The sequence below is a fragment of the Paraburkholderia steynii genome (assembly GCF_900100565.1).
Taxonomy (GTDB): Bacteria; Pseudomonadota; Gammaproteobacteria; order Burkholderiales; family Burkholderiaceae; genus Paraburkholderia; species Paraburkholderia terrae.
Genome location: NZ_FNDI01000031.1, coordinates 13,026 through 25,815, shown reverse-complemented (window position 1 = coordinate 25,815; position 12,790 = coordinate 13,026). Strand labels below are relative to the sequence as shown.

Genomic DNA, 12,790 nt, shown 5'->3' with positions numbered 1-12,790 from the left:
TAAAGCTTCTGCAAGCATGATCTCGTTTGCAACGACCCATGCTAGGCTATGCGCGGCATCAGGCTGTTGAATTCTGCATTCGCAATTTCGTTCGTAGTCCGCGCAGGTAATACAGGGTGGATAGATGATCGATGACGTCAAAGGCAGTGTCAGTCGCAGTCGTTTGCATAGACCTTCACGTTTCGCGTTCGACGCTTCGATCAGCGTAGCCGTCGCCATTCTGGGCGCGGCGTTGCTTCCCCTGTCCGGCTGCACGGTCGGCCCCGATTACCGTACGCCCGCACCGCCCGCCACCGAAACCTATACACCCACGCCGCTGCCCGATCAGACGGCGTCGTCGCCAGGCGTGTCGGGTGTGCCTCAGCAATTCATCGCCGGACAGGATATTCCCGCCCAATGGTGGACGCTCTTTCATTGCGAGCCGCTCGACGCGCTGATACGCGAAGCGCTCGCCAATAGCCCGAACGTCGCCGCGGCGCAGGCCGCCCTCAGGCAGGCGGCCGAGAACTATCGCGCGGAAGTGGGCAGCGCGTTGTATCCATCCGTCGATGCGAAGCTCAATGCGACGCGTGAGAAGTTCAACGGCGTCACGTTCGGTCAGCCGGGACTCACGGAAGAGCTGAACCTGTATAACGCGTCAGTGAACGTGTCGTACAACCTCGATGTGTTCGGCGGCTCGCGGCGCGAACTCGAATCGTTGCGCTCGCAAATCGATTACCAGGGCTATCAGTTGCAGGCCGCGTATCTCGCGCTGTCGGCGAACATCGTCACGGCGGCCGTCAAGGAAGCGTCGTTGCGCGAGCAGATCGACTCGACCGAGCGCATCGCCGCCGATGAAGAATCGCAACTCGGCGTACTGCGCAAACAGTTCGAGCTGGGCGGCGTGGGCCGCACTGCCGTGCTCTCGCAGGAAACGTTGCTCGCGCAAACACGCGCGACGCTGCCGCCGCTGCGTCAATCGCTCGATCAGACGCGCCATCAGCTTGCGGTGCTCGCGGGCAAGCCGCCGAGCGATACCGCCGTGCCCGAGTTCAGGCTGTCGATGTTCACGCTGCCGCAGAGCTTGCCCGTGAGTCTGCCTTCGTCGCTCGTCAGGCAGCGGCCCGACATTCTCGCCGCCGACGCTACGCTGCATCAGGCGAGCGCGCAGGTTGGCGTGGCGACGGCGAACATGTATCCGCAGATCACGCTCTCCGCGAGCTATGGCCCGCAGGCGCTAACGCCCGCCGGACTGCTCAAATACGCGGACATGATCTGGAGCATCGGCGCGGGTATCACGCAGCCAATTTTTCATGGCGGCCAGTTAAGCGCACAAAAGCGCGCTGCCGAGGCCGCTTTCGATCAGGCCAACGCGCAATACCGCCAAACCGTGTTGCTCGCGTTCCAGAACGTCGCCGATACGTTGCGCGCGCTCGAACACGATGCGACAGGCCTCGCCGCGCAAACGGACGCGTGGCGCGCGGCGAGTGCTTCGCTCGATCTGACGCGCGGCCAGTTTCGCGTCGGCGGCGTCAGCTATCTGGCGCTGCTCGATGCGCAGCGTCAATACCAGCAGACCGTCGTGAATCTCGCGCAGGCGCAAGCCGCGCGCTATGCGGATACGGCAGCGCTGTTCCAGTCGCTCGGCGGAGGCTGGTGGAACGACGCGACCACGAGCCAGGCGAATCAGGCAAACCCCGCCACGCCGCACTGATTTTTTGCAGTCGCCGCGCGTCGCATGCGATGAGCCCGCAGCGCCGCCGGACGCGTTTCGTGCCTCACCCGTTTGCCGTGCAAGGACCTGACGATGACGACGAAAAGACCGATGACAAAGCGGATGATCATCATGCTGATCTGCGTGGGCGTGCTGCTCGGCGCGCTGGTCGGCTTCAACCTGTTCAAGGCGCACATGATCCGGAAGTTCATGGCGAGCAATGCGGCGCCCGCCGCGACCGTGACGTCCGCTGTCGCGCGCTATCAGAGCTGGCAGCCGCAGCTGTCCGCCGTCGGCAGCCTGCGCGCGGTGCGCGGCGTCGACGTGACGACGGAAGTGCCCGGCCTCGTGCGCGAGATCCCGTTCAACTCGGGGCAGGAAGTGAAAGCGGGCCAGGTGCTGCTGCGCCTGAACGACGATTCGGACCGCGCTCTGCTCGCGTCGCTGCAAGCCGCGGCGGATCTCGCGCAAACCGTCTACAAGCGCGACAAGGCGCAGTACGACATTCAGGCGATCGCGAAGGCGCAACTCGACGCCGATGCCGCCGACCTCAAAAGCAAGCGCGCGCAGGTCGATCAACAGGCCGCGCTCGTCGAAAAGAAAACCATCCGCGCGCCGTTCGCGGGACGCGTCGGCATCACGACCGTCAATCCCGGCCAGTACATCAATCCTGGCGATGCGATCGTCACGTTGCAGGCCATCGATCCGATTTACGCCGACTTCTATCTGCCGCAGCAACAACTCGGGCAATTGCAGGTTGGACAAACCGTCGTCGTCGATACGAACGCGTACAACAGCCGCACCTTCGACGGCAAGATCCGCTCGATCAACCCGCGTGTGGACAACACGACGCGCAACGTGCAGATCGAAGCAACCGTCGACAACCGCGAGCGCAAGCTGCTGCCCGGCATGTATGCGAACGTGAAGATCGACGCGGGTAATGAAGAGCGCTATCTGACGCTGCCGCAAACGGCGATCACCTATAACCCGTACGGCGCGACCGTGTTCGTCGTGAAGGCTGGCGAGCACAAGGACGCGCACGGCAAGGTCATGCCCATCGCGCAACAGGTGTTCATCACACCAGGCCCGACGCGCGGCGACCAGGTGGCGATACTCAAGGGCATCGGCGAAGGCACGCAGGTCGTGACGAGCGGCCAGTTGAAGCTGAAGAACGGCACGCCGCTCGTGATCGACAACCGCGTGTTGCCTTCGGACAGCCCCAACCCGACGCCTCAGGAACAATAAGAGGCCGCCCGATGAAATTCACCGATATCTTTATCGAACGGCCGGTGCTCGCCTCCGTCGTGAGCCTGCTGATTCTCGTGCTCGGCTTGCGCGCGCTGTCGACCCTCAAGGTCAGCGAATATCCGCAGACCGAAAACGGCGTGGTCACGATCCAGACCGCCTATTACGGCGCGAGCGCCGACACGATGGCCGGCTTCATCACGCAGCCGCTCGAATCCGCGATTGCGCAGGCGCAGGGCATCGACTACATGTCGTCGTCGAGCACGACGGGCCTCTCGACGATCACCGCGACGCTGCGCCTGAACTACGATTCGAACCGCGCGCTGACGGAGATCAACACGCAGATCGCGTCGGTGCGCAACCAGTTGCCGCCGCAAGCGCAGCAGCCGGTGCTGACCGTGCAGGTCGGCCAGACCACCGACGCGATGTACATGGGCTTCTACAGCGACGTGCTGCCGAGCAACAACGTCACCGACTATCTGCTGCGCGTCGTGAAGCCGAAGCTCGATTCGGTCCAGGGCGTGCAGACGGCGGAAATTCTCGGCGGCCGTCAGTTTGCGTTGCGCGCGTGGCTCGATTCGACGAAGCTCGCCGCGCACAATGTGACGGCTTCCGACGTGTTCTCGGCGCTCGGCAACAACAACTATCTCGCGACGCTCGGCACGACCAAAGGGCAGATGATCAGCGTCGATCTGAACGCGGGCACCGACCTGCATTCCGTCGAAGACTTCAGGAAGCTGGTGGTCAAGCAGAAGAACGGCGCGATCGTGCGGCTCGAAGATGTCGGCAATGTCGTGCTCGGTGCGGACAGCTACGACTTCAACGTCGCGTTCAGCGGCAAGCGCTCGGTGTTCATCGGCATCAAGGTCGCGCCGGACGCGAACGTGCTCGATGTGGCGAAGCGCGTGAAGGCGATCTTTCCCGATCTGCAGAAGCAGTTCCCGACGGGCATGACGGGCGACATCGTCTACGACGCGACGGACTTCATCAACACCGCCATCGAAGAAGTGGTGAAGACGCTCGTCGAAGCGCTGCTGATCGTGACGGTCGTGATTTTCCTGTTCCTCGGCAGCTTCCGCGCGGTGATCGTGCCCGTGATCGCGATGCCGCTGTCGCTGATCGGCACGTTCTTCGTGATGCAGATGCTCGGCTATTCGATCAATCTGCTGACGCTGCTTGCGCTCGTGCTCGCGATCGGACTCGTGGTCGACGACGCGATCGTCGTGGTCGAGAACGTCGACCGGCATATGAAGGAGGAAGGCAAGCAGCCATTCGAAGCCGCGATGATCGCCGCGCGCGAACTGGGCGGTCCGATTCTCGCGATGACGGTGGTGCTGATCGCCGTGTATCTGCCTATCGGCTTTCAGGGCGGGCTGACGGGTGCGCTCTTCACCGAGTTTGCGTTCACGCTGGCGGGCGCCGTGGCCGTATCGGGTGTGATCGCGCTGAGTCTGTCGCCGATGATGTGCTCGCGCTTTTTCCGCATGGATCAGGAGTCGGGACGCTTCGCGCGTTTCGTCGACAGGCAGTTCGAGCGCGTGCATCACAGGTATCAACGGCTCTTGCATTCGATGCTCGACACGTGGCCCGTGTTCATCGTGATGGGTGCGCTGCTGTTGTGCGGCACGGTGTATCTGTTCATGACATCGCAATCGGAGCTTGCGCCGCAGGAGGACCAGGGCATCGTGCTGTCGCAGATCCAGGGGCCACCGAATGCGACGATCCAGCAGATGCAGACGTACGCGGACCAGGTATTCGACATCTCGAAGGACATGCCTGAGTATTCGCAGATGTTCCAGCTGACGGGCGCGCCGACGCTGAATCAGGGGATTGGCGGCGTGCTGTTCAAGACGTGGGACAAGCGCAAGAAGAACGCCACGCAGTTGCAGCAGGAGTTGCAGGCGAAGTGGAACGGCATCGCGGGCGCGCGCGTGGCGGCGTTCCAGTTTCCGCCGTTGCCGGGCGCGCAGGGCTTGCCGGTGCAGTTCGTGATCAGCACGACGGAGCCGTTCGAGAATCTGAATGAAGTCTCTCAGACCGTGCTGCAGAAGGCGCGTGAAAGCGGCATGTTCTTTTTCGTCGATAGCGATCTGAAGATCGACAAGCCGGAGAGCGTGCTCGTGGTGGATCGCGATAAGGTTGCGTCGCTTGGGCTCACGCAGAGCGATGTCGGGCAGGCGCTGGGCGCGGCGCTGGGTGGCAATTACGTGAACTATTTTTCGATTGCGGGGCGCTCGTATAAGGTGATTCCGCAGGTGCTGCAAACGGATCGTTTGAATCCGTCGCAGGTGCTTGATTATTATTTGCGTACGCCGGATGGCAGTGTGATTCCCGCATCGACTGTGACGCGTTTGAAGCAGAACGTCGTGCCGGAGTCGATCAATCACTTTCAGCAGTTGAACTCGGCGACAATTTCCGGTGTGATCGCGCCGGGGATTTCGCAGGGCGAAGTGCTCGACTTTTTGCGCAAGGCCACCACCGATGCCGCGCCGACTGGCTATAGCGCGGATTACTCCGGGTTGTCGCGACAGTTCGTGCAGGAGTCGGGCGGATTTGTGATTACGCTGATGTTCGCGACGATCATTGTGTTTCTCGCGCTTGCCGCGCAGTTTGAAAGTTTTCGCGATCCTGTGGTCATTCTTGTGTCGGTGCCGATGGCGTTGTTTGGGGCGCTGATCTTTATTAATCTCGGGCTGTCGACGCTTAACATTTATACGCAGGTTGGGCTTGTTACGTTGATGGGGCTTGTCAGCAAGCACGGTATTTTGATTGTGCAGTTTGCTAATGAGCTTCAGCGCGCTGGACGGTCGAAACGCGAGGCGCTCGAGGAGGCTGCTGCTGTGCGGTTGCGGCCTATTCTGATGACTACCGCGGCTATGGTGCTTGGGGTGTTGCCTTTGGTGATTGCGTCGGGGGCTGGTGCCGCCGGGCGGAATGCCATGGGGCTTGTGATCTTCTCTGGGCTTTCTATTGGGACGCTTTTTACGCTGTTTGTTGTGCCTGCGATGTATATGCTTTTGGCCGCTGATCATCATAAGGATCGGAGCCAGCCGGCTGTGGTTTGAGGTTGCAAGGGTTGCTTTTGGGTTTGGTTTTTTGGGCGTCGCCGGGCGGTGTGCTTGCCTTTTCGCTGGCATCCGCGTTCTGTTAGCGTGCTTCACGCGTCGCCCCTGTGCGGGGCGGCACCTACTTTTGGTTGTCTGCGACGCTGGGTTGTTTGCCCGTGTTTTCGCTGGCGTCCGCGTTACGGTGTTTGCCGTTCAGGCGTCGCCCCTGTGCGGGGCGGCACCTACTTTTCTTTGCCGCCGCAAAGAAAAGTAGGCAAAAGAAAGCGGCTCACACCGCCAGCCCGTGTTATTGCCCACGGGCCCCCAACGGCCCCGTCCTTCACACGGCAGCGCACCTGTTCGCGTGCGTTGCCAACGCTCTAAACAAGCTCATCACCCGCTTCGAATTCCCATAAAATAGCCAGCGTCACCAATCACACTCTGCCCAATAGCGGCAAACTGTGTGTAGGTCGTGCCGTCGTACAGGGCAGCGCTCCTACATGAGGGCACATCGCGCGCTATCGGGTCCGAAGTGAGGCGTGTGTGGCACCTCGGCCTACACACAGTTTGCCACCTGGGCGGCGGCGGACTATCTGGCACGGCGTGCCGCAACGCGGGAGCGTGAAGCGGGTGAGGCGCACTGCAAGAGCGCTGGCAACGAGCTTGAATCGAGAAGTTGCCGCGTGAAGTAAGGGACCGGTTGAGGGCCCTCAGGCAGGAAGAAACGTTGGCGGTGTTAGCCGCTTTCTTTTGCCTACTTTTCTTTGCGGCGGCAAAGAAAAGTAGGTGCCGCCCCGCACAGGGGCGACGCGTGCAGCACGCTAACAAAGCGCGGATGCCAGCACAGAGGCAAACACCGTAGCGCGGATGCCAGCGCAAACCCAAAGCAAACCACATAGCGTCGCAGACAAAAAAACCATAGGAGCAAAAATGTTCAGCGCATCACTCTTCCTGACGGCCGCAGGCGTCGGCCTAGCAGTCGCCGCCCCAGTCGGCCCCATGGGCATGCTCTGCATCCGCCGGACGCTGACGGACGGCCCCCGCGCGGGCCTCGCAATCGGCCTGGGCATAGCGGGCGGCGACGCCATCTACGGCCTGATTGCCGCGCTAGGCCTGGTGAGCGTATCGCACTTCATGCTGGCCTACGACAAGCCGCTGCACATCATCGCAGGACTATTCCTGCTCTATCTCGGCATCCGCACGATGCTACAAAAAGTCCCCACCGACAACGGCAACGACGGCAACAACGGCGAAGGCAAGCTCGCCAACATCGGCCACTCAGGCGCAGTAAAGGCCTTCGCCAGCGCCCTGCTGCTTACACTGACCAATCCGCAAACGGTCATCATGTTCGCCGCCCTCTTCACGACGCTCGCGCCGCGCGGACCGTTTTCATCGAGTGTCGCGTTCACGACCGTGCTTGGCGTGTTCTGCGGATCGATCGCGTGGTGGTGCTTCCTGGTGACGGCGGTCTCGCTCGCGCGGCATGCGATCGGCCACAAACTGCGCGTGATCATCGACCGCATCGCGGGGCTGGCACTGGCCGTGTTCGGTATCGTCGAGGTCAAGCGCGCGATCTGACCGCCACAAACGGCACTTTATGCGCGGGCGAGCAGCGCCTTAAGCCCGCGCAAACCGCGCCCGCCACAACCCATCGAGCGAATACAGCGCGAGCGCAATCCAGATCGCGCCATAGCCGATCAGCTGCGCCTGCCCGAACGGCTCGCGATAGATCAGCACGCCAATGAGCAGTTGCAACGACGGCGTCACATACTGGATCAGCCCGAGCATCGACAGCGGAATCCGCCGCGCGCCCGCCGCGAACAGCAACAGCGGCACGGCCGTGATCGGCCCGGCCAGCGCCAGCAGCACCTTCACGCCGAGTGACGCCGCGCCGAAGCCGCTCTCGCCATGCGACGACGCAAAAAACAGATACAGCACGGCGACAGGGAAAAGCAGCACCGTTTCCAGCGTCAGCCCTTCGAGCGCGCCCAACTGCGCCGTCTTGCGCAGCAGGCCATAGCCCGCGAAGCTGAACGCGAGCGCAAGGCTGATCCACGGCGGATGGCCGTTTTCCCACGTGAGCCACAGCACGCCGCACGCGGCGACTGCGACGGAAAGCCACTGCACGCGCCGCAACCGCTCGCCGAGAAACGCAAGGCCAAACAGCACGTTGATCAGCGGATTGACGAAATAGCCGAGACTCGCCTCGACGATATGCCCCGCGTTGACGGCCCAGATATAGATGCCCCAGTTCGTCGACAGCAACAGCGCGCTCGCGGCGAAACGAACCAGCAGCCGGCGATCGCGCAGCACAGGCGCAAGCCACCGCCACTGCTGCCGCACGGTGAGCACGATGAAGAGAAAGAGCATCGACCACACCATCCGGTGCGCCAGCATCTCGACAGGCGAAATCTGATGCAGCGACTTGAAGTAGACGGGGAACAGTCCCCACAAGGTGAACGCGAGCAATGCGTAGGCGACGCCGGGATTCATTTTTATCGGTCTTGCGGATGGGAAGGCACGGGACAGCAGAGGCAGAAGCGGCACGCTGACGTGCCATTCGGCAAACCCTCGGCGCCCGAAACGCTTATTGTAAGCCGTCTGTCGGGACAGCCCGGTACACAGCATCCGCCCGCATTCGTACGCGGCAGCGCCGGTTTTGCGACAATAGCGGTCTTTCGCCGCGCCGCCAGCCAGCATGAACGCTCCGATGGGATCATCTGAAAGGCAGCAAGACGCACGGCCACCGGCAAGCTCGCCCGCAACCCTTTACGACCGTCCGCGGTCCGCGCAATGGCACTTCCCCATATCGATCTCCTGTTTTCCGCGTCGGGTCTGTTCGTCGGCTTTCTGGTCGGACTGACGGGCGTGGGCGGCGGCTCGCTGATGACGCCGATCCTCGTGCTGCTGTTCAACGTCCATCCGGCGACGGCCGTCGGCACGGATCTGCTGTACGCCGCCGCGACCAAGGCGACGGGCACGCTCGTGCATGGGGTGAAGGGTTCGATCGACTGGCAGGTGACCTTGCGCCTCGCCGCGGGTAGCGTGCCCGCAGCCACCATCACGCTGATCCTGCTGCACCGCTATGGGATGACCTCGACGCGCGGCGGACATCTGATCTCCCTCGTGCTCGGCGTGGCGCTGCTGATCACCGCGATCGCGCTGATATTCCGGCCGCAGTTGACGAAGCTCGCTGCTTCGCGCAAGCGTGCGACGGGCCAGGGCAGCACGCTCGGGCTGACGATGCTGACGGGTGCGATCCTCGGCGTGCTGGTGTCGTTGACCTCGGTCGGCGCGGGCGCGATCGGCGTCACCGTGTTGCTGCTGCTCTATCCGATGCTGCCTACCACGCGCATCGTCGGCTCCGATATCGCCCACGCCGTGCCGCTCACGCTGCTGGCGGGCGCGGGGCACTGGCTGCTTGGCTCGATCGACTGGTCGATGCTGCTTTCGCTGCTGGTCGGCTCGCTGCCGGGCATCGTGATCGGCAGCTATCTGTCGTCGAAGGCGCCCGAAAAGTTGCTGCGCAATCTCCTCGCCGCGACGCTGACGCTCGTCGGCGTGAAGCTCGTCCTGTCCTGACGGCGAGCGGGCGTGCATGCCCGCCGCGCGTGGCGGACCACTTGAATCACTTGAAGAAGCGGCAGTTCAGGTCGGTTTCGAACTGCCGGACCCAGTGGCCGGCCGTGTCCTCGTGATAGGACTGCGCCCAGCCGCCGCGCCGGATCGTCAGAAGACGCGAGCGATGCGACGCGTCGTCGGGATCGTCGCTCGCGCTGATGTCGAAATGCGCCGGCGCGAACCCGTGCCGCGCGCACACCAGCTCGAACGCCGCGCGCTCGCCGATGGGAAGGTCGGTGTAGGTGAAGCGGATCGTGTCCATGGCCGTCGCTCCGTGAAGCATCGTCGATAACTTCACAGTACCGCACCCGACGGGTAAATAGTGTGTCACGGCGCACAAGAACGAACGTCCGTCGCGTTCGGGCGTGGGCCGGCGCACAGTCGGTTCCCAGCTGGCGCGATACGCCCCGATTCCTGTCACGCGCATGTCACGTGTATGTCACGCGGCTCGCCGTTTCTCGTGCAACGGATGGCGAGCCGCTTCCTCTATCGCATCACTTCGGCACGTTCACCGCGCCCGCTCCCACCTGAATCGCGTCGGAACCCGGACTCATCGAAATCGCGGGGAGATTGGCTGTCGTCAGCGCGGGCGCGGCGCCTGCCGTGCCGCCGCGCGGCACCGTGCGGATCACCTGCGACGGCGGCAGCGCCGCGCCGCCCTTCAGGTGATTCCACATCAGGTTCAGCGCCTGGATGTTGTAGTAGTGAACCGGGATGAAGCGCGTATCGAAGCCGGCCACGCCCAGGAACGCGTCGAAGTGCTGGCCGTTCAGCACTTCATAGAACACGAGTTGGCTCTTCGAGCCTTCCGTGATGCTGTTCATCGCCAGATACGCGCGCGAGGCGTGGTTCACGGGCACGAGCGCATCGCTGCGCCCCTGCACGATGATGGCCGGTTTGCCGTGCAGATTCGCGTTCACGCGGATAGCGTTGACGTTCTGCTGCATGCGCGCGTCGCCCGTCGTCCACAACGCGCGCAGACACGCGGCGCCCGTGTAGCTGGCGTCGGCGGTGGCAAACCGATGGTCCGCGCCGCCCGCCGGCGAGATGTTGTAGACGAGGTTGATGCCGTTGGTCGGCGGCACGCCGTTGCCGAGGCCGAATAGGGAGGGCATCGGTGCGACGGCTGGCGCGACGCCCGCCGCGCCCGTCGTCGCGTTCGTCGTGCCGAAGCTGAAGTCGCACAGGTTGTCGGTCACGCTCGACTTCGTGTACGCGTTCGCATACGTGACGGCGACGGCAGGCACGGCCTGCGAATCCCACATCGGCGCGTGCAGCAGATCGGAGTCGGTTTCGTAGCCTGCGGCGTGCAGTTTCGCGAGCGCGTCGTTGGCCTGGCTCGTCGCGTCCGCGCCGCTCACGAAGCCGCCCGCCGCCAGCGATGCGCAGCGCGCCGTGCGGATCGCCTGGGTGGTCGCAAGCGGCAGCGCTGTCAGATACGGCGCGCCCGTCGCCGCCGTCGCGGCTGCCGCGCACGGCATCAGCATGTTCGCGTAGGTCATGTAGTCGGCGAGCGGCGCGCCCGCCGTGGGAATCTGCGCACCGCCTTCGAACACCTTAGCCGCCGACGCCATGTTCAGATTGATCTGCGGCTCGCCGACGACGACGGCCGTGATCCACCCTTGCGTGTCCTGCTCGGCGGCCGCGAGCGAAGCGCCGCCGCCATTGCTGACGGAAGCCGCGATCGTCGTGATGCTTCCCGCGCTGTAGCGCACGCCATGCTGCTGCGAATTGTTGTTGACGGTCGGCGCGAACTGCTGGTTGAGCGCCCAATACGCGAACTGGATCGCTTCGAGCGTGTCGTGTCCCCAGTCCTGCTCGGGGTTCTGCTGCGAGTGCGCGTGCTTGAACGCGTAGCGGTTCGGAAAGCCATTGTTGAACGACGCCAGACCCGCCGACGTCACGTTCGCCTTGAAGAGGCTCGCCGTACCCGCGCCCGCTGCCGTCGAAAGCGTGCCGTTCATCAGCGTGACGAGCCCCGTCTGCATTTCTTCCGCGCCGTTGCCGCTGCCCTTGTCGGTGTAGGCGACCGCGCAGCCGCGCTTGAGGCCCCACTCGCCCGCCGCTGATATCGCGCCGTACACGCCGCGCGAACCCGACGACGTCGCCGTGACGATGCACGGATTGTTCGGATCGAACGTGCTGGGCACCTGGACCATCAAGGTCACATTCTGCTGGCCGGTGCCGTTGTCGGCGTACGCGAGGTATTCGGTGCCCGCGATCTTGCCTTCGCCGAGCGTGTCGTTACCGTTCAGGTCGACGTTGGGCCCCCAGAAGCGTCCATATCCGCCGTTCGCCGACATGTCGACGAGCGCACGATAGTTCGACCAGATCGCGAGCCGGCGCAACTCCGCCGCCGTCGGACTCGCCGGATTCGCGATCGAAGGCGCCGTTGCGGAACCGAGGCCCGTCTTGCCGAGCCCGCCCGTCAGCAGATCGTCGCTGTTGCCGTCGTAAGCCGTCGTGGTGACGCTGCTGGATACCACGAACGAGGGCAGCGCGTTGGCGGTCTGGTTGTGATGATCGTCACCGTGGCCACACGCGGCGAGCAGGATCGAACTGATGGTGAAGCAAAGGGCAGTGGCAGCACGTCTGAATAACAGTTTCCCTGTCATTACCGTCTCCATTGTCTTGTTGTCGATGCCGCATCACGCCCATCTGCAACCAGCCGACATGCAGCGAAACACGCAGCGGGCGCGGCTGCGGCGGCTGCTCCATGCAAGTTTCGCGCCGATCTCCTGCTCTTTGCGGCGCTGTCGCTTGATGGCTTGTGTGAGGCCGGTTCGCACGCGATGAAGCACTCGTGGTCAACACGCATGCCGTCCTGATCCAGAGACATTCATAGGCGGGCGCCGCCCGCCGCCGTTACCTTAAAACAGCCGCAAACGCCCGCCACGCGCGGCTCGCCGCGTCCGCACGTGCGATGTCTACGCAACGAGACGCTACATGGGTAGTCCCGTTTCGTAGAGCCAAGGCTGCCTTCGCTTGCGTATTGCCGCGCTCACTTTGACACCCGCGCTGGATGCGCGCGCAACGAAGCGCTGCCCAAAACGAAACGGGCTCCCGTTGAAAACGGGAGCCCGCTTGTCATTCTGACCGGTAAGCACGCCGCAACATTGCAGTGTGCCGTTCGTCAGGTGACCGGCTGGCCGCTGCCCGCGAGCCGGATCATGGTCCGACCCTC

General features: G+C 63.4%; 8 protein-coding genes. 5 read left to right on the top strand and 3 right to left on the bottom strand.

Annotated features, from left to right (window positions below; translation table 11 throughout):
- Window positions 1-124: 124 nt before the first annotated feature.
- The 4 genes from BLT65_RS37485 to BLT65_RS37470 all read left to right on the top strand — a co-directional run bounded on the left by BLT65_RS37485 (window position 125) and on the right by BLT65_RS37470 (window position 7,563).
- Window positions 125-1,693: an efflux transporter outer membrane subunit gene (locus tag BLT65_RS37485; protein WP_091787965.1), complete on the top strand. Its 1,569-nt coding sequence runs from the start codon at window positions 125-127 to the stop codon at window positions 1,691-1,693.
- Window positions 1,694-1,786: 93 nt separating this feature from the next.
- Window positions 1,787-2,938: an efflux RND transporter periplasmic adaptor subunit gene (locus BLT65_RS37480; RefSeq protein ID WP_091787962.1), complete on the top strand. Its 1,152-nt coding sequence runs from the start codon at window positions 1,787-1,789 to the stop codon at window positions 2,936-2,938.
- 11 nt (window positions 2,939-2,949) lie between these two features.
- Window positions 2,950-6,003, top strand: a complete 3,054-nt coding sequence (locus BLT65_RS37475; RefSeq protein WP_091787960.1) for an efflux RND transporter permease subunit — start codon at window positions 2,950-2,952, stop codon at window positions 6,001-6,003.
- Between the two features lie 912 nt (window positions 6,004-6,915).
- On the top strand, window positions 6,916-7,563 hold the full coding sequence (locus tag BLT65_RS37470) for a LysE family translocator (protein ID WP_091787958.1): 648 nt from the start codon (window positions 6,916-6,918) through the stop codon (window positions 7,561-7,563).
- A gap of 39 nt (window positions 7,564-7,602) precedes the next feature.
- Here BLT65_RS37470 and rarD read toward each other — a convergent pair whose 3' ends face one another.
- Window positions 7,603-8,478, bottom strand: a complete 876-nt coding sequence (gene rarD / locus BLT65_RS37465; protein WP_042307318.1) for an EamA family transporter RarD — start codon at window positions 8,476-8,478, stop codon at window positions 7,603-7,605.
- A 300-nt stretch (window positions 8,479-8,778) separates the two neighbouring features.
- Between rarD and BLT65_RS37460 the strand changes: the two genes are divergently transcribed.
- A complete protein-coding gene (locus BLT65_RS37460) occupies window positions 8,779-9,567 on the top strand; it encodes a sulfite exporter TauE/SafE family protein (RefSeq protein WP_091787956.1) in 789 nt (262 codons plus the stop codon).
- Window positions 9,568-9,613: 46 nt separating this feature from the next.
- On the opposite strand, the gene BLT65_RS37455 is transcribed toward BLT65_RS37460, so the two are convergent.
- Together BLT65_RS37455 and BLT65_RS37450 are read right to left on the bottom strand one after the other, a co-directional pair.
- A complete protein-coding gene (locus BLT65_RS37455) occupies window positions 9,614-9,868 on the bottom strand; it encodes a hypothetical protein (RefSeq protein ID WP_007589174.1) in 255 nt (84 codons plus the stop codon).
- A 232-nt stretch (window positions 9,869-10,100) separates the two neighbouring features.
- Window positions 10,101-12,233: a D-(-)-3-hydroxybutyrate oligomer hydrolase gene (locus BLT65_RS37450; protein WP_425273194.1), complete on the bottom strand. Its 2,133-nt coding sequence runs from the start codon at window positions 12,231-12,233 to the stop codon at window positions 10,101-10,103.
- Window positions 12,234-12,790: the final 557 nt, after the last annotated feature.